The following is an 18,430-nucleotide window of genomic DNA, read 5'->3' on the forward strand; positions in this document are numbered from 1 at the left end:
TAAAAAAATAAGTTAAACAAAAGTTATAGTTTAAAATTATATATTTGAATAAATTATAAATTGAGGATGAAAAGACACTTATTAACTATTATTTGTATTGTTTTTTTAGTGAGTTGTAAAAGTCAATATGTAAACTTAGAAAAAGATCAAGTTTTTAAGTTGTCTTCAGATTGTCCCAAAGAAGGAAAATGTAAGGTAGAGGTTAAAGATGAATTCACCTATGAACTAGAGAAGGGAAAAGGCGGAGTGATTAATCCTGTTTTTAAAGAAAATACAGAAACCAAGCTTTTTATTTTTACTTATAGTAAAACTAAAAATAAAGAACTTACAGACGATTTTTATCAAGAGAAAATACTTTTTATTTTACCCTATAAAATTGAAGAAGGGGAATATAGTGGAAACGATTTAAAGGATTTTAATATAAGTTTTGGTAAATTTTGTTTTTGCCGGGATGTAGCAGGTTATTATCCTATAAAGACCGGAACGTTAAAAATTACTAAGGATGAGATAGACTTTACATTCACGGTAGAGTTAGACCAGCAAAAGATAAAACATATAAGTTTTAAAATACCTCAATAATTAAGTATCATTTATTATTTTTGAGAAAACCTTAAACAATCAAAATTTATGAAAAAAACTATTTCACTGTTCCTTTTTGTACTTGCAGCATTATCTATACAAGCGCAGGTAGAAACTCCTCAGGCAAGTCCACATGGTAAAATTTGGCAAAAAGTAGGATTAACAGATGTTACCGTAGAATATTCTAGGCCTTCTATGCGTGGCCGTGAGATTTTTGGTGACCTTGTTCCGTTTGATAAAAAATGGAGAACAGGAGCTAACGAAAACACTACCATATCTTTTTCTGATGATGTGAAGATTGATGGGGAAACCCTTCCTAAAGGGACCTATGCCATCTATACGGTTCCTCATGAAAATAATTGGGAAGTAATGTTTTATAAAAAAACAGATAATTGGGGGTTACCTCAACAATGGGATAATGCTGAAGTAGCTTTATCTACTAAGGTTAATGTAAGTGATATGCCTTTTAATATGGAAACATTCACTATTGTTATCGATGAATTAACAAATGATTCGGCAATGTTGAATTTTCTTTGGGCAGATGTAGTTACTTCTTTAAAATTTGAAGTTCCTACAGAAGCTAAAGCTATGGAAAGTATTGAAGCTACCCTTGATGGCCCATCTGCAAGAGATTATTATTCTGCAGCAGATTATTACTATATGAGTGACAAAGATCTTAATCAAGCTTTACAATGGATGAATAAGGCCATTGAAAGTGAAGATAGTCCTGCATTTTGGATGTTGCGTAAAAAATCTTTGATTGAAGCTAAATTAGGAAAGAAGAAAGACGCCATTAAAACAGCTCAAGCTTCTTTAAAAGCTGCTAAGGCTGCAGGAAATGACGATTATGTAAAAATGAATGAAGATTCCCTAAAAGAGTGGGGAGCTATGTAATTTCATTTTTAAATGATAATAAAAAAGGTGCTTTTTTAAGCACCTTTTTTATTTAATAACTCAATCCAATATCTTTCCGAATTTTGTCAAGTAAAGAAATAAGATTTAAGCTTTTTTCAAAAGTCATAACAGTACTCTCTTTTCTTTTTTGAGCTAGCATTTTTTGAACATGAATTGCTTCATAGTTATAACCTAAAGTCTCTACAGGAAATTCAATTACCTTTTTTTCTTTATTTTTTTGGGTAATCTCAACAGTACTTGGAGGTTCGTGAAAACGTTCGGTAAGTTTTACCGTAGCTTTTTCAAATTCAATAATACATTCCGTTGGAGTTTGTTTAAGGAATGTACTTTTTAAATTGGCTATAGCTCCATTTTTGTATTTAAATGTAATAGAACATCTTGAATCTACGCCTGTTTCGCTCATTTTTGCAACAGCTTCGATTTTATCAGGCATTCCAATTAAAGTCATGGCAGCAAAAACCGGATAAATACCAATATCCAATAAACTGCCACCACCTAAGTCTTTATTAAATAAACGCTTATTTTCATCGTATGGGGCTTTAAAACCAAAATCAGCCGTTAATGATTTTATTTTACCATATTTCTTTTTTTCTATAAGCTTTAAAACATATTGATAATGAGGTACAAAATGCGTCCATAAAGCTTCCATAAGAAACACATCTTCAGCTTTGGCAGTGGCGATCATTTCTTCTACTTCGGTTGTATTCATTCCGAAGGCTTTTTCACATAAAACTGCTTTCTTAGCTTTTAGGCATTCAATGCTTATATCTTTATGAAAAACATGGGGTGTTGCAATATAAACAATATCCACATCTGGATCATTGATTAACTCACTATAGCTCCCATAGAATTTATCAGCATAAAAATCTTCAGCAAATGCTTCTGCTTTTTGTAGCGATCGACTGGCAACAGCTTTTAGATTAGCATTTTTGATACTTTGTAGATCAATCGCAAATTTTCTAGCAATTTTACCTAGTCCAATAATTCCCCAGTTATAGTTAGTTTTCATACAATTTAATTTTGATGAAGTGAAATACTTTTCAATTCCAATACTAAATTAAGAAATAATAGTAAGATGAGATGCTGTGTCAAGTTTGCCTGTCGGAAATACAGGTTTATAATAATTCTATTCCCTGCTGGTTTCTAATTTTTGATTAACCGAAAATTCAATTAAAATAGCGATTGACATGACGAGGGCACAACCAAACATGTTTAACCACAAATAAGGCATCCAGTCGAACCACCAGCCAATAATCACAATAATTTGAGTAATAATAGCTGCAATAAAAGTAGAATTGCTTTTTACGAATTTTACAAAAAAGGCAAGTAAGAAAATCCCTAGTACATTCCCGTAAAAAATAGAACCAATAATGTTGACAAGTTGAATAAGGTTATCGAATAGATCTGCCGTACAGGCAATAATCACTGCAAAAATCCCCCACATTAAGGTGAAAAGGCGAGAAGCATTTAAAAAATGTTTGTCGTTTTTTTCTGAAGAAACATTTCGTTTATACAAATCCATTGTGGTGGTAGAAGCCAATGAATTCAGTTCAGAAGCGGTGGAAGACATCGCTGCCGAAAGAATTACGGCCAACAATAAACCAATTAATCCTTTGGGTAAATTATGCAGGATAAAATGAATAAAAACGTAATCTTTATCATTGGTCTCCAGTTCTTTATTCGTTTTTTTAATTAGTTTAGCCCCTTGTTCTCTTAATTTTTTTTCCTTTTTATTGAAGTTTTGAATTTGTTGTTGAATAGGAGCTTTTTCTTGAGTATTCACCAATTCATAACTTAATAGCGCTTTTTCTTTTCGGTTGCTTTCTAATTCTTGTTGAAGTTGTTGGTATTCATAGGAATATTCAGATTTTAAAACTTCTTCTTCTGCAGCCGGATTAAAATTGAGCGGAGAGGCATTAAATTGATAAAACACAAACACCATCACCCCAATCAGTAGAATAAAAAACTGCATTGGCACTTTAAGGAATCCGTTAAAAATAAGTCCCATTTGGCTTTGCTTTAAGGAACGTGCAGAAAGGTAACGCTGCACCTGACTTTGATCGGTTCCAAAATAGGAGAGGGCCAAGAAAGTTCCGCCGATAAGTCCACTCCAAAAGGTATAACGATTTTTCCAATCAAAAGAGAAATCGAGCACATTCAATTTTTCATTTGCTGCGGCAATTTCCAAAGCATTAGAAAAAGTAATATTCTGTGGTAGATCACTAACGATGAGTGTAAATGCTATAATTAATCCTAGAAAAATAACCCCCATCTGTTGTTTCTGGGTAACGCTTACGGCTTTCGTACCACCGGAAACGGTGTAAATCACGACTAAACTTCCGATAAGAATATTTAAAGTAAGTAAATCCCAACCCAAAACTGCCGAAAGAATAATGGAAGGGGCAAAAATGGTAATCCCTGCAGCTAAACTACGTTGAATTAAAAACAGGAAAGCAGTTAAGGTTCTGGTTTTTAAATCGAATCTGGTTTCTAGATATTCATAAGCCGTATATACTTTTAGACGATGATAAATAGGTATAAAAACCATACAAATAACCACCATCGCAATGGGAACACCTAAATAAAATTGCACAAACCCCATCCCGCTATGAAAAGCCTGACCTGGTGCCGAAAGAAAGGTAATAGCACTAGCTTGTGTGGCCATTACCGATAAACCGACCGTCCACCAACGGGCTTCATTACCACCCTTTAAAAAATCGTTTACATTCTTACTTCCGCGGGTTTTGTAATAACCAAAAATTACTATAAATGCGAGCGTAGCTACTAAAACAATAATATCTAAAGTGTGCATTTACAGTGGTTTTTAAAGAAATAAATTCATAAAAAAGAAAAACAAAATCACGTAAATGGCATTGGCGAGCAATAACCAAGTGTAGGATTTCTTCCAGTGATATTTTTCAGGTTTTTCTTGCATTATTTTCCGAGAGATAAAATATTAGCAAACAATTTATAAGCTCCGGAAACTCCGGCAGGAAATTCTCTAAAAAAGCTAAGTCCCGTATAAACATAATACCCTTTTCCGTATTCAGCAATCAGTAAACTTCCTTTGAGTTCTTCTTCGCCTTTATCTTTCATCCCCAAAATAGGCGTAAACTCCTCGCTCCATTCATCAGGGAAATACAGTCCGCGTTCTTGTACCCAACCATCAAAATCGTTGTGGGTAATTTGGTTAGGCGAATTTAAAACAGGATGTTTTTCAGCTAAAAAATTCACTTTAGAGAATTCATCGGTTACGCGGTCTCTGGAAACGTGAATTGAGTACGGAGCTAAATTTTGGGTTTTCAATCCACGAGTAGTGTTGTACTGTACGACCATCGTTCCGCCGTTTTCTACATAATCAAACAAAATAGGTTGTTTGTAAACCAAATCTTGTTGCGTGTTATAAGCTCGGATTCCAATTACAACAGCATCAAAATTTTTGAGTTTTGCTGAGGTGATTTCTGAAGCTTCCATAACTTCCACATTATAACCAATTGCCTGTAAACTTTCAGGAACTACATCGCCGGCACCTTGAATGTATGCAATATTGTTTCCTTTTTTCTGAATGTTTAGTTTTATTACTTTCGTTTTTGCAGGAAGCATTACGGTTTGTTGTGGGATATGGTCATAGTTAATTACATTTACTTCTTGTGTGAAAGTTTCATCTCCATCTGTAAAAACCGGATTTATAAAAGCTTCCTCATCATTTTCTGGTGGTGTGAGTGTAAAAGTAAAGCTTTGTGAAGCTCCTTTCTGCTTAAATTTTATTTCGAAATTCTTTGGATTTACCTGCCAATTTTCAGGAATATTTAAGGAAAGATTTCCTTCTAAATCTTTTTTGTAAGCGGTAACTTTTACAGTAACTTTCTTGGGTTGATTGTCTTTAAAAATTAAGGTTGAATTTTCTAAAGCAACCGAAACTTCAGGTACAATGGCTAGAGGTTTGAAAACTTCCCCTTTTACAGGGTCGTTAGTTTTATAAACTAAATCTCTTTTAAAGCTGATATTTTTACCATCAATCTTCAAAACAAATTCAGCTTGAATAGGAGCCGGGGTTTCCGGTAAACCGATAAGCGATTTATCTGTCACCGTGTACATTCCTAAACTGCTAGGTTCGTTTAACCAATAGGGATTGGTATAATTGATGTTCTTCGGAATTTCTGCTGAAATATTTTTATAAAAAGGATCATTATTGGTTAATGCTGAATTGATCGCAATTTCTTTATTGATATTACTAAAGGAAATTCCCTCTAGTTGGATGGTTGCCGAACTTCTATTGGTAGCTTCTAAATTAATCTCTATCGTAGAATTTTTAGTGGCAAATTCAGTGGAAGTGTTGGCTTCTAAATATAACCCTGCGCAAGCAGCAATAATTTCAGAAATTTCTTCAGTTTTGAATTTCCTCCAATGTTTGTCGTCTAACTTTTGAATCAATTGGTAGGCTTCCATGAGTTGAGGCAGACTTTTATCTGGATGTTCAAAATCATAGTTTTCTTCCACTTCCTTTAAAACCTTCCCGATTTTCTTTCCGCCTTTTACACGTGACCAAGTGGTGTTGATGCCTTCAAAAATATTTCCATTCTCTGGATAAGAACCTTTAATCAATTCAATGTATTCGGTAGATTTTCCTCGTTCAGAGGTGTTACCAAAGCCTTGTGATTTATGTTGACTCCTACTGACCGAGGCAATTTCAGAATTTGAAATTCCTTTTACAGGATAATAGGTTCCGATATCGTAGGTTAAAAAGTTAGATTTATCGGCTTCATCAAATTTTTCTTGACTACCATAAAACCACCAAGAAGTGTTAAAAAAAAGACGCTTAGGTTGCCAAGTAGTAACATTTTCTAATTGCTCGGGATAGACGTTTTTATTGGCTGCCTCATCAAAAGCTTCTACACTTAACATCGCAGAAGTAGTGTGATGACCGTGCGTTGTTCCCGGTGTACGATGGTCAAAACGATTAATAATAACATCGGGTTGAAACTTACGGATGGTTTTAATAACATCGCGCATCACTTCTTCATCATTCCAGATTTCTAAGGTTTCTTGAGGGGTTTTAGAATAACCAAAATCATTAGCTCTCGTGAAAAACTGTTCACCACCATCAATTTTACGTGCGGCTAATAGTTCTTCTGTTCTAATGACGCCAAGTAATTCCCTGATTTCTGGTCCAATTAAATTTTGACCGCCATCGCCACGGGTTAAAGAAAGGTAAGCTGTTCTCGCATGGAGTTTATTGGAGAAATAAGAAATAAGTCGGGTATTTTCATCGTCAGGATGTGCCGCCAAATATAAAACCGAACCTAGAAAGTTCAATTTTTGTATGTTTTCAAAAATCTCTGAGCTGTTTAATTTTTGAGGAGTTTGTGCTTTTGTAAATTGAAAGGAAATAAATAAAAATAGCAGAATGAGTTTTTTCATCTGGAATGCATCGTTTTTTAGAAATCCCTCAAATATAAGAACTTTCACTGCAAAGGAAAGTTTTTGAAGAATGAAAAATAGTACTTTAAAAATATTAAAAATGAATAGAGATTGAGTTTACTCCATATAGTACATTTTTAATCAATTTAATTCTGCTTCTTCAATTTTCAAATAATATTTACCTTCTTCATTTTTAAAGATTTCATATACTCTATGCTTCATTTGAAAATATAAAGGTTCGCCTGTTTCATCTGAAATAGTAAGGAAGTCTATCGTATCGAAAAAAGAATTATCTTCAAGAGAGACAACCCAAGCATTAATCTTTTCACCTTTATTTTCTCCCCTAGCAATTTCTCTTTCTTCTTGGAAATAAATATTTATCTCGTATTGTTCATATGATGAGTTTAAATCATTATATAGTTTATCCAAAATGGTTTTTATTTGTTCTTCGTTGAATTCATAATTATAGTTTTATATCTAGTGGAAGTTCATTAAATCCGTATTTGGGGTTTGTTCTAATATCATTGATATATCTCAAAGCGTCCTCTAATTCCGCTTTAGTCCAACGGTCTCTATTTTTAAATATTTGCTCCCAAACATTCATTTCCCTATCGAGTTTTGAAATATTTTTATAGGCTTCTTTTCCAATGCTTTTCCAGTGTTTTACGTGTGCCAATTTGTGAAAAGCAACTATTTCTGTAGAGTTTTTTGGTAACAACATTTGTTTGGTCTTAGAGTCAAATACTCCAACTTAACTTAAACAACAGTAGTAGAATAGGAGAAGGAGGCTCTAATTAATCAAACCTAGAGACATTCATTAAATTGAAAACGCTTAAGCTACTTCTTCATTAAGCATTAACTTTAATATATATAATAACATGTCATTAAAAGATTCATATTCATTATAAACGTCTCCAGTATATCTGTCTAATAATTGATATTGAGATTTTTCTTTGTTAAAAACAAATAAGTCTTGACCTGATGTAGCAAAAAGTATATATTTTTTATCCTCTTCATCTTGTTCATGAAAAAACTCATTGTTCTCAAAGATTCCGTAATAGACTTTATTAACGATATGATTATTTGATGAAAAGATTATGAACCCATTCTCCTCTAATCCATTACAAATTTTAAAAAAACTGAGATAGTCTTTGTCAACCTCCAAATCAAAAAATACCTTAAATTTTTTTTTAAAGTTTTCTATGTTTTTTTCATTTATTGGTAAGGGAATTTTTAGATTATATTCCTCTCTTTCGTTTTTTATTTCATTAATTTTTATTTCTATATCTTTCATTATATTATATTTTAAGGATACAAATAACCATTAAAAAATGGCCAATCAATCTCAATTCCATCTTTTGCTTTTAATATTTTTGGTATCCAGTAATTGCATAATGGTATGGCTCATTTTGAATAAGCATAAGATTTTTAAAATTATTATTGCCTCCGTTATCTAAAGGTAGTTTACGATGAACATTTCAATCTTTCGGAATGTATCTATCACTTAATTTTAAAATATCATTATCACTAATTTTAATAAGGGAACAAAAAGGTGTTTTAGTAAATATTCAAATTGAGTTTGCTTTATTTGCAATTTTTTAATACATCTTTATTCTGTTTCTTCAATTTTTGAATAATATTTACCTTCTTCATTTTTAAAGATTTCATACACTCTATGCTTCGTTTGAAAATACAAAGGTTCGCCTGTTTGATCTGAAATAGTAAGGAAATCTGTTGTTTCAAATAAAGGAAAGTCAATAGCAACAATCCAATTTGGTACTAATTCACCTTTTTTATCCCCACGAATTAATTTATCCTCTTTTTCAAACCATACTTTTTCTATGTTTTTCTCAAGAAGTTCTGAATTCAAATCTGAATACAGATTATTCAAAATATTTTTTATTTCTTTTTCAGTATGTATTATAATTCTAAATTTAATAATGGTAAATCAACTTTTTTTCTTTCTCTATTTATATAATCTAAGGCATCTTCTAATTCTGCTTTCGTCCAACGGTCTTTATTTTTAAAAAGTTTAGATATTCTAAGTCAATTTCTTCATTTAAAAAAAAATTAAAATTAATTTTAAAAGGTTCTATTTTTTTTAGAAATAGGTTCATTATACTTTTCCTCAAGAATTTTAATTTCGGTTATTTTATTTTTAATTTCTTCTATCAATTTTACCATTCTTCAAAAGATGCGATTACTTCATAAACATCACCTAATTCTTTTTGTAATTGCCTAGAAATGTTCTTTGCATCTTCCAAATCCTCTTCTTTTGCAAATTCAACTGTTTCATCATAATTTTCGTCTATATAGTACTCTGTTAGTAATGAACAAAGCTTATCGTTATCCCATCCCTTTAAATTTAAGTAATTACCTTCTTTGATGAGATTTGAATAATTTCCTTTATTAATAACTTTCTTTAATGCGCTTTTAATAGTGTTTTTATCATCATCAGTAAAGCTTTCACTATTAGCTTTTCTAAAGATAATCATTGCTCCAAAATCACTCATAATAATATTTTACTTTATTGATTTATTCATACTATGCAAAAACTCTATGTATAGGTCTTCTAAGATTTCCATTTTCTTCAATTATCAATTTCCACACAAATGGGCTACATCTAGTCCAAGGATAGTCTTTGCCACCCCAATTTACTATAGTTGGTGTGCCATAGGCTTCATCTGTTTTAACTTCGCTTAACTCCCAATTCCCTCCTTGATAATTCACAAATGCAGTCCCTAAATAAGCGTATAATACATTGCTTAGTTCATAATAAGATATACCGTTAGGGTTTTTATAATTCTCTGCATAAAGTTTTATAAATTCTTCAATCTCATCATAAGAATAGTCTATGTATTCTTTTTTGAGTAATTCTTTAGCCTTTTTTAAATATTTTGGTAGATTCTCCAAAAATTCTATATAGTTTTTTTTAAATTCTTTTAAACTCATATTATTTTAATGAATAATAATTTTGAATAAATGAGTAAATCTTCTTCATTATATTCATATTGTAATTTTTTAGAAAGCTAATTGCTATTTCTTTTATTTGTTCTTCGTTGAAATTCATAATTGCTTGGATAAAAATTTCAAAGAATCAGAATACGAGTTTAGATATGATTATTTGCTTTTAAATATTTTTTAATTAGATTGATAGCTATTATAAAATTATTTTCACTTGCAGTATGTAATTCCGAAAACCTGTCATCTTCATTCCTAAGACTGATAAAATTATCATTTATGTAAAGTTCAAATTCTATATCTCCTCTATATCCTCCTATTTTAATAATAAGATCATTAAATCCATATATTAATACATAGAAAGATGTACCTCTTTTCAAGTCCTGATCAATTAATTTAAAATCAGGTAGTTTTTCTTTCATTTCAGACATAATAGTGGTGGTGGCCTTTTTACAATCTGCTATCCATTTATTATCTTTTTTTATATCCATTTTTATTTATTTTATAGTTACCCACAAGTTTTCCTCAACTTGTACGATTTTATATTTTAGAGTTATTGTAAGATAATCTATTTCCATTTTATAATACCCATATAAAAACTCCTTATCAAAAGGATTGTGGCTAAAGAATATATCTTTTTTTATTTTTAATTCATTATCGATGAATTTTTTATTAACCTTAAATATTTCATCTTTATTTCCATTTACTTTATTAAAAAGTTCTTCCCAAGCAATATCATCTAGTTCAAAATATGTATGGTTATTACCTGCTCTGATATTGTATGATCTAGATGAGTTTTTAACATATTTGCCTAGCATTACTTTTTTAGCATTTGGGTTTTTAGTAGCTTGTTTTGCTATAGTTCTTATTTCTACAAGAGATAGCTTGCCTATACTCTCATCTAATAATCTAGTTACTTTTTCCTTGATCCATTTTACAAATTCTCCATCTTTAATCGCCTCAATTAAATCTTCAAACTCTTTTTTGAGAAATTTGTAAATATCGTCTATAGAGGTCATCACTTTTTTTCCCACTTGTTTGGCCAGCTTTATACCTGCTTGTGTTGCTTTTGCTGTTGCTCTGGATATTTTATTGGCAAAGGAAACGGCCAATGAAGTGCCCCCGGTAAAAAAGGCGATCACAGCATCCAGTATTAGCTCAAAACCAATTGCGCCAATCATATATGCCCAAAAGTATTGTGATTTTTTTCTTACCTGTACCGTTAAATCCCTAACAAGGTTTACAAAATCTCTTGGTAAGTTTATAAAGGTTTTTATTAAACCGGTAAAGAGACTTGAAGCATTTTCTGTGATGATATCTACAACATCTTCAATAAATTCAAATTGTTTTTCTCTTTCATCAATAGCTTCTCTTGAAGACGTCTTTTCTACTTCCCAAAACGGAATATTGTCTATCACAAAGCCTAATAACAGAATAACCATTTGTAGTAATGAAATTAACCCATTGATTAGCCCACACAAAAATGCATTGAGCAAGGCTACATTTTCATTGATTTTTTCTTTTACAACATCATTGATAAAGTTTTTGATTTGATTGACAACCGATTTTATTTTTTCGAATATTCTTTTAATACTATCGGGTAGTTTTTCTTGATAGTAGGCCCTTAAACCCAATACAACCAAATCATCAATTGGGTTAGCTGGCGTAAGAACTGCCGTAAGTGTTTGTGCGTTAAAAAGAACAGAGTCAAAACTATTGACAAAATTTAAAATATTATTAATGCCTGTATTTTGAGCAACTTTGGTTTCTTTATTTGAAAAGTCTTGTTTTACAACTTCAAAAGGTACGGGAATTATAGGTTTGTAAACTTCTATTTCCTGATTATAGTTTTTACGCTTAAATTCATAGTTTTCTTCAGTGAATTTCCACTTTTCAATAACTTCAGAACCTGAATATATCCATTCTGCTAGTTTGTTGTTTAAACTAAAAATTTCTTGAAAAAGATTATCGTCTGTAAGAACATTGGACAGTTCTAGATTAAAAGCATCTAATAATACGTTTTTGTCTATTTGAGTATCCTTACCTCTACTGTGATATGCTATATCTTCAGCTAATTCTTTTAAATTTTGTGCAAGATTTGTATTATCGTTTACAGAAACCTTTTGGCTTTTTTGAACTAATTTTTTAGCCAATAGTTTCCATTCGGCTCCCATCTTAACTCTGCAAGTCGTACCAAAAAAGTTAGATTTTGAAATGTCTTCCTTTTCTATAAAAATGAAAATGTGCCTTGATGTTGGTTTATATTTTGATGATTTATAGTTATTGAAAACATCAACACCACTATCACATGGTATGATTTTGTAAGTGTATTTATCATCTTTATCCGTTTCATCATTTGGATATGATATGTAGTACCTTCCGGGTCTAGATATACATTATAAAAAAGGCTTTCCTTTCCGCAAGGGCTTTCAAAATTCCGTTCCCTTATAAATTTTCTTTGTCCCATTTATCAAGGTTATTTTAGCTAACGACTAAGTGTAATAAATTTTATTGTAAGGGAAATGTTTTAAAGAATGAAAAAACTATATGAGTCATACTGAATTTATTTTCAGCTTCTCATAAGTTTTTAAATTTAAAACTGTTAGATATGATCCTTAATCAAGTTCAGGCTGACGATTTGAAAAATAATTACAAAGTATCTTTTTTAACTAGGAAGACTGTTTGTTGAAGGATTGATTAAAAAATAATTTACCCAAAATATTGTACTTATATACGTCCACAAAATTATGAATAGAATATGGATAAAAGTTTCAAATGTTTTTCCCTTCCATAATTCATTAGAGTATCCAAAAAATTGAATAAATAAACGTAAACTCCAAAAAACAGCTAATCCTAAACTTATGGTTTTTCCAAGTTCTGTAGTGATTAATTCATTTGCAGAAGTAAGACAGAGCAGTCCCATTAAAAATACAATTAATGCAACAAAAAATGTATGAATGGTCATCATCTGTCTATTGATTAAGCTTAAAGATTTCAGCTCATTTTTCCAATTAAAGTACTTGGGGAAGAATAAATGAATTAACGACAATACAATAAATAAAAATCCTGTTATTTTTAAATGAATTAGCATGATAACTATTTTTTAGAGCATTCAAAAATTGACATAAATGGAGTGAATTTTCTTTCTTTAAAAGAAATAAACCCTGCTTCATCGAAAGCTTTTTTCCAAGTTTTCCTTGAGAAAAAATGAGTAAAACCTATTGAAAATGCTAAAAAGTTCGGTAAATCTCTCAAATGTTCTACAGTTATAATTTTGCCGCTTGGTTTACAGATTCTCTTACATTCTTTTAAAAATGCTATTCTTTCTTTTTCTTGTCTAATTTCGTGAACTGAAGAAAGTAAAAAAACAATATCCGTAGATTCACTTTCTAAGGGGATTTTATAAGAATTGATTTCTTGTGTATTAGGATAAACAAGACTTACTTTTCTTGCTCTAACTATTGCAGGTTCTGTATGTCTTTTTTTATCGTAAAAATCAAAAACCTGTAAATCAGAGTTTGGAAACTTACCTTCCAGGATAAAACTTGTTTCATCAAAACCTGCATTGATATTTACAATTTGCTGAGGTTTTGTTTCAATTAAATTAAGTTGTTTTAGCCAATTGAAATGATAGTACCCTGAAAAATCATATGCGTAAGCTGAAACAATTAGCGGCATAAGCAATCCATAAATGAAAGCAATACTAATTATCCAAAACCAAACGGGTGATAATTTAAAGAGGGACAAAACAACAAGTATAACAATCCACACTAAAATACCTATAATGTAAAAGTGCCTGTTGAAGCTCAGAATATTTAAAACACCTTGAAAATTTCTTCGTTTTACTTCCATTTTTCTAACCTGCCTTTTTCCCATTGATAAGGGACATTTTTAATTTCAAAAGCATTGGCTAACACCACACCATTGAGTTTTAATGAGTCTAGAAAACTAAAATGATATTTAAAAATGCCTAAAGGTTTAGGCTTCCAGTTTTTTCTAACTCCTAATATTATTAAAACACTATTTTCATTTTTATTGTAAGTAAAAGTATGAGGTAATGGTCCTGCAAATTTTCTAGCATCTTTCCAATCATTAAAAGGTGAATCTTCTGGTAATTCGATATCCTCGTCTGTGTTATTAATAACTAATTTAAAATCAGATTTTTTAGACTCGATGGTTCTTGATTTATTATTATTTGTTAGAGAAATATCTGTTGTGGTATAATTGTAATGAGTAAAAATATTACCGAAGAATTCCATTTTCTTTTTATTGGTTTCCGATTTAATAATGTATAATCCTCTTAGTCGTTTTCCTTCTTTGTTTTTATACTTTACAAATATTCTATATCCGATTAAAAAGAAATTATTCCCCATGAATTCAGGAAATCCTTTTGGACGTAAATTTTTTGTTTGAACCATTGCAACTGCAATAAAAGCCCATTTATTCTGAAAGGTGTCTAGTTCAAGACATTCAGGGATCATTTGTTGAAGTTGCTCTTTTGGAACCGCGAAGGTTAAAACTACTGAACTTTCAAAAAATGCGTCAACCGCGAATGGATGGTTTTTTAAAAACTTCATTTGGATGATTTTTTTATTTTTTCATTCAGTAAAAATTCATTGTAGTAAACCAGTACAATAAAAATAAATGCATATAGAGAATTGAATTTACCCCATAATAGTAAATCAGGAACAAGAATAAATTCTAAGGTATTCATGGTTGCTATAACTACTATTTGTATAATAGCATTTAGTCTTGATTTGAATTGAGTTAATACCCAGATTGCCATTATAATTTCAGAAACACCAATTAATATGGTTAATGTCCTTGAGTAATCTTTTCCTAGAATTTCGGAAACAATTTCGGTATGTCGAGGTACAAAATTTAATACTTTACACACTAAACCATTGACAAGCCATACTAGTGCTATGAAAATAGTTAATATATAATGAAGGATTTTAATTTTGCTTCTTTTTATTTCAGCTTAAAGATAAAAAAAGAAAATTTACAAAGCATCTTTCCCTTCATCTGAATGGATAAAAGCATCTTTTTTAACTAGGGAAACAGCTTTTTGTAGGATAAGGTTATTAGGGTAGGTGATGAGTTCGCCTTCAGAAGTTCTTAGATGAATTTGGAAGGCTTTAATGTCTTCAATAATGGCAATAACGGGAAAATCTTTGTCATGAATCTTGATTTCGTCGCCAATTTTATAGGGAAAAGAGAAAAACATAATCACACCGGAAGTGATATTACTAAGAATTGACCAAACAGCAAAAAGACCAACTCCGATCACGGCAAATACCGAAGAAAAAACTAAAGTCACATCCCTTACTTGAACGCCCCAAACTAATAATAATGTAAAAATGGCTAGAAAGAATACTAAGAAATTAATGTACCTCACCATTAATTGTACGCGTGCCAGATTGATATTAGATTTTTTTCCCACCCGGTTAGCTGCAGTGGTTAATATAAACCGGAATACAATAAGAAAAATAAGCGCTGCTAGCGTATAGATAAATTCATTTTGAAACTTAGCGAAAAGCTCTGGCATATATTCGTTTTTAATACAAATATAGAAGATTGGTAAATGTGGTGTATTAAAATTTCAATAATTCGTCGTACAGTAAATGTACGGGCATTCCCATCACGGTAAAATAAGAACCTTCAATTTTTTGCACACCAATTTGTCCAATCCATTCCTGTATTCCGTAGGCACCGGCTTTATCAAAAGGTTGATGATTTTTAATGTAGTAATCTATTTCTTCAGAAGAAAGTTCTTTAAAGTAAACAGTGGTTTTATCGTAGAAAGTTGTTGTTTTTTCAGTAGATTTTAAGCAAACTGAAGAAATCACTTCGTGAGTTCTTCCCGATAAGTTTTGAAGCATGGCTGTGGCTTCAGCTTTATCTTTTGGTTTTCCTAAAGCTTGATTATCGATACAAACAATGGTATCACCCGTGATTAAAATTTCATGATCAGCTAAATCATTTTCAAAAGCTTTGGCTTTTAATTCAGCTAGAAAAAGAGCGATCTCGCTTCCTTTTAAATCATTGGGATAAATTTCTTCAACCGGTTTTAATCGGATTTCAAATGCTAAATTCAGGTCTTTTAAAAACTGTTGCCTTCTCGGAGACGCTGAGGCTAAGACTATTTTTTTAGAAGCGAGTTTTTCCTTCAACATAATTCAGTTATAAAAGAACAAATTGATACAATCCAATCGAAATAAGTCCGAAAACCATAATTAATTTCAACAGCAAACTTAAAGTTGCATAATCTTTAGTTGATTTGGCAGACAGGATCTTCACCATAAAATAGAGTAGTGGAGCTAAAATTAAAAATAAAGCATACATCAAGGAATAGCTATGGTGATACAAGTATTGATATAAATAATAAAGAACAGCCATTAAAGGCAATAGACAACTAAAGAAAATAAGCTTGTTAGTTCGATCTTGACCAATGGCAATGGGTAACGTTTTAATGCCGGCTTTATGATCGCCATTAATGTCTTGCTGATCTTTTACCATTTCCCTTATCCAATTGATGAGGAAAGCAAAAATGGCATAATCGATTAATATGGAAAAAATGGTTTGTTGGGAAGCTTTGTTTTCTGGGGTGATGGCCGGAAATAAATCGAATAAACCAACAATAAGAATAGTCATTGCCACTAAAAAACTAATCAAAATGTTTCCTAAGACTAAATAACTTTTTAAAGACTTGGCGTAAAGGTAAAGTAATGCTGAAGTAAAAATAAAAATGGCGGTAAATGATGGTTTTTGAATCATATTTGAGAGGTAAAAACCTATGATAACCCCAAGGATATTTAACGCAAAAAATAGATTATAAGCTGCTTTCTCTGAAATTTTCTTACCTATGAGAACTTTGTTGGGTTTGTTAATTAGATCGGCTTCTACATCAAAAATATCATTGATAACGTTTCCGGCAGCCGCTAGGCAAACTGTAGCTAAGACCAATAAAGCAAATCCGAAATCGTTTAAAGTGATGGCAATCCCAAAAGGTTCAAATAAAAAGTATTTGATGAGTACTTGCGTAAAAATAATCATTAACAAGTTGGGAAAACGTATAAGTTGGAGGTATTTCAATTTTCTTCTTTTTAATTAATATTATTCAGATGGCAGTGTGCAGTTTTTCTAGTTCCTAAAACCCATTACCTAAAACCTAATTATTCGTTGCTCATCACTTCATTTTCCCATTTCCCTTGTACTTTCATGACTTGCTCAATTAAATCACGAACACAACCTTCGCCTCCGTTTTTATGAGAAATATAGTTAGAAATAGCTTTTACTTCAGAAACAGCATCTTGTGGACAGCTAGGCAAACCAATCATTTTCATCGGAAAAATATCAGGAATATCATCACCCATATACGCTACATTTTTAGCATCAATTTCGTAGATATCAAAAAATTCATCTAAACATTCTACTTTATCTTCCACGCCCAAATGAATATCTGTAATTCCTAATCCACGTAAACGCTTGCGAACGCCTTCATTTTTTCCGCCAGAAATAATACAGACCGTGTAACCGTTTTTAATTGCTTTTTTCATGGCATAACCGTCTTTTACGTTCATGGAGCGTAACAATTCGCCTTCTGAAGAAACCAATACAGAACCGTTGGTTAAAACGCCGTCTACATCAAAAACAAACGTGGTAATATCGTTGAGAATTTCTTTATAATTTCTATCCATTTTTATTTTTTATTGATTGGGTGAGCAATTTATAAATTTCCTTATAATCGGCATTGTTTAATTGTGCTAAATGCTGTTTTATGGTAGCTTGGTCATTTCTTTTGGCAGGCCCCGTTTGTACTTCTTTTGGAGAATTTTGAGTTGCTTTTTGTGCGGTTTCTTTAATTAAAGCACTTAATACTTCAAAAGGAACTTGATGTTGTGCACATAAATCTTCTGCAATGGCAAACATATGATTACTAAAGTTATTAGCGAAAACAGCTGCAAGGTGTAATTTTTGACGTTGTTCAGAAGAAATTGAAAATACTTTCTCTGAAACAGATTTCGCCAACTTTTCCAATAAGCTAAAATCTTTCTCTTCGGAAGTTTCTAAACAAAACGGAATTTCTTGAAAGTTCACTTCCTTCTGTTTAGAAAAGGTTTGTAATGGATAAAAAACGGCATTTCTCTTTGCAGAAGTAGAAAGTGGAACACTTCCTGAGGTATGTGCGATAATTCCTTCTTTGTGAGCTAGTCGTGAAATTATTTCTTTAATGGCATCATCTTTCACACAAACTAAATAAATAGCAGCATCTTTTAAGTCGGCTAAATGAGTGGTGATTGCGGTTTCCGATTTGAAATCTTCTAAAGCAGTTTCACTTCGGTTATACACTTGGACCACTTCAATATTTTCAGTGGCTTGAAAAGCTTTGAAAAGATGACCGGCCACATTCCCGGCACCAAGAATTACAATTTTTATCATTCGGCTAAAATATTAAAATCATGAAGAACCATTTTCTATAGCTATAAAAAAGCTTTGACGTTAGAATTTGTTAGCTTGAGCGGAGTCGAAAGGTATTAAAATATCTCTACTC

The 18,430-nt window shown here is 31.3% G+C and carries 21 protein-coding genes and 1 pseudogene; 2 read left to right on the forward strand and 20 right to left on the reverse strand.

The features are described 5' to 3' along the window. Positions 1–66: 66 nt before the first annotated feature. Entirely contained in the window at positions 67–579 is a 513-nt protein-coding gene (locus FVB9532_RS07660; RefSeq protein ID WP_150544622.1) for a hypothetical protein, read from the forward strand. Positions 580–627: 48 nt separating this feature from the next. Next, positions 628–1,473 (forward strand): DUF2911 domain-containing protein, encoded by an 846-nt coding sequence (locus tag FVB9532_RS07665; RefSeq protein ID WP_150544623.1) that lies wholly within the window; start codon positions 628–630, stop codon positions 1,471–1,473. A gap of 52 nt (positions 1,474–1,525) precedes the next feature. On the opposite strand, the gene FVB9532_RS07670 is transcribed toward FVB9532_RS07665, so the two are convergent. The 20 genes and pseudogenes from FVB9532_RS07670 to FVB9532_RS07765 form a co-directional block, all read right to left on the reverse strand. Continuing rightward, positions 1,526–2,503 carry a Gfo/Idh/MocA family protein gene (locus tag FVB9532_RS07670; RefSeq protein ID WP_150544624.1) on the reverse strand — a complete coding sequence of 326 codons (978 nt, stop codon included), beginning with the start codon at positions 2,501–2,503 and terminating at the stop codon, positions 1,526–1,528. Positions 2,504–2,620: 117 nt separating this feature from the next. Next, positions 2,621–4,306: a sodium:solute symporter family protein gene (locus FVB9532_RS07675; RefSeq protein ID WP_150544625.1), complete on the reverse strand. Its 1,686-nt coding sequence runs from the start codon at positions 4,304–4,306 to the stop codon at positions 2,621–2,623. Positions 4,307–4,428: 122 nt separating this feature from the next. After that, positions 4,429–6,915 (reverse strand): PIG-L family deacetylase, encoded by a 2,487-nt coding sequence (locus tag FVB9532_RS07680; RefSeq protein ID WP_150544626.1) that lies wholly within the window; start codon positions 6,913–6,915, stop codon positions 4,429–4,431. 141 nt (positions 6,916–7,056) lie between these two features. After that, on the reverse strand, positions 7,057–7,344 hold the full coding sequence (locus tag FVB9532_RS07685; RefSeq protein WP_150544627.1) for a hypothetical protein: 288 nt from the start codon (positions 7,342–7,344) through the stop codon (positions 7,057–7,059). 34 nt (positions 7,345–7,378) lie between these two features. Further along, positions 7,379–7,648: pseudogene (locus FVB9532_RS07690) on the reverse strand (zincin-like metallopeptidase toxin domain-containing protein); the annotation flags it as partial. 99 nt (positions 7,649–7,747) lie between these two features. Continuing rightward, the gene (locus FVB9532_RS07695; RefSeq protein WP_150544629.1) at positions 7,748–8,209 is read right to left on the reverse strand and encodes a YrhA family protein; all 462 of its coding nucleotides are present in this window, start codon (positions 8,207–8,209) and stop codon (positions 7,748–7,750) included. 315 nt (positions 8,210–8,524) lie between these two features. Further along, positions 8,525–8,785, reverse strand: coding sequence for a hypothetical protein (locus tag FVB9532_RS07700; protein WP_150544630.1), 261 nt, complete (start codon positions 8,783–8,785; stop codon positions 8,525–8,527). 307 nt (positions 8,786–9,092) lie between these two features. Further along, a complete protein-coding gene (locus FVB9532_RS07705; protein WP_150544631.1) occupies positions 9,093–9,428 on the reverse strand; it encodes a hypothetical protein in 336 nt (111 codons plus the stop codon). A gap of 31 nt (positions 9,429–9,459) precedes the next feature. Continuing rightward, positions 9,460–9,867, reverse strand: coding sequence for a hypothetical protein (locus FVB9532_RS07710; protein ID WP_150544632.1), 408 nt, complete (start codon positions 9,865–9,867; stop codon positions 9,460–9,462). Between the two features lie 158 nt (positions 9,868–10,025). Continuing rightward, complete coding sequence (locus FVB9532_RS07715) at positions 10,026–10,367, reverse strand: hypothetical protein (protein ID WP_150544633.1); 342 nt, start codon at positions 10,365–10,367, stop codon at positions 10,026–10,028. 6 nt (positions 10,368–10,373) lie between these two features. After that, positions 10,374–12,029: a phage tail family protein gene (locus FVB9532_RS07720; RefSeq protein WP_150544634.1), complete on the reverse strand. Its 1,656-nt coding sequence runs from the start codon at positions 12,027–12,029 to the stop codon at positions 10,374–10,376. 512 nt (positions 12,030–12,541) lie between these two features. Then, positions 12,542–12,967: a hypothetical protein gene (locus FVB9532_RS07725; RefSeq protein ID WP_150544635.1), complete on the reverse strand. Its 426-nt coding sequence runs from the start codon at positions 12,965–12,967 to the stop codon at positions 12,542–12,544. Positions 12,968–12,972: 5 nt separating this feature from the next. Further along, entirely contained in the window at positions 12,973–13,752 is a 780-nt protein-coding gene (locus FVB9532_RS07730) for a class I SAM-dependent methyltransferase (protein WP_228482269.1), read from the reverse strand. After that, positions 13,719–14,453 (reverse strand): DUF2071 domain-containing protein, encoded by a 735-nt coding sequence (locus tag FVB9532_RS07735; protein WP_150544636.1) that lies wholly within the window; start codon positions 14,451–14,453, stop codon positions 13,719–13,721. The genes FVB9532_RS07730 and FVB9532_RS07735 overlap by 34 nt, the downstream gene beginning before the upstream one ends. After that, positions 14,450–14,851, reverse strand: a complete 402-nt coding sequence (locus FVB9532_RS07740; protein ID WP_317132290.1) for a DoxX-like family protein — start codon at positions 14,849–14,851, stop codon at positions 14,450–14,452. Before FVB9532_RS07740 ends, FVB9532_RS07735 begins: the two co-directional genes overlap by 4 nt. Before the next feature lie 27 nt (positions 14,852–14,878). Beyond that, entirely contained in the window at positions 14,879–15,424 is a 546-nt protein-coding gene (locus FVB9532_RS07745) for a mechanosensitive ion channel domain-containing protein (RefSeq protein ID WP_150544637.1), read from the reverse strand. A 46-nt stretch (positions 15,425–15,470) separates the two neighbouring features. Next, positions 15,471–16,052: a Maf family nucleotide pyrophosphatase gene (locus FVB9532_RS07750; protein ID WP_150544638.1), complete on the reverse strand. Its 582-nt coding sequence runs from the start codon at positions 16,050–16,052 to the stop codon at positions 15,471–15,473. Positions 16,053–16,059: 7 nt separating this feature from the next. Further along, the gene (locus FVB9532_RS07755; RefSeq protein WP_150544639.1) at positions 16,060–16,971 is read right to left on the reverse strand and encodes a geranylgeranylglycerol-phosphate geranylgeranyltransferase; all 912 of its coding nucleotides are present in this window, start codon (positions 16,969–16,971) and stop codon (positions 16,060–16,062) included. Between the two features lie 80 nt (positions 16,972–17,051). Beyond that, positions 17,052–17,576 (reverse strand): KdsC family phosphatase, encoded by a 525-nt coding sequence (locus FVB9532_RS07760; RefSeq protein WP_150544640.1) that lies wholly within the window; start codon positions 17,574–17,576, stop codon positions 17,052–17,054. Further along, on the reverse strand, positions 17,569–18,318 hold the full coding sequence (locus FVB9532_RS07765; protein WP_150544641.1) for a Rossmann-like and DUF2520 domain-containing protein: 750 nt from the start codon (positions 18,316–18,318) through the stop codon (positions 17,569–17,571). The genes FVB9532_RS07760 and FVB9532_RS07765 overlap by 8 nt, the downstream gene beginning before the upstream one ends. Positions 18,319–18,430 lie beyond the last annotated feature (112 nt).

The organism is Mesonia oceanica (genome assembly GCF_902499555.1).
GTDB lineage: Bacteria > Bacteroidota > Bacteroidia > Flavobacteriales > Flavobacteriaceae > Mesonia > Mesonia oceanica.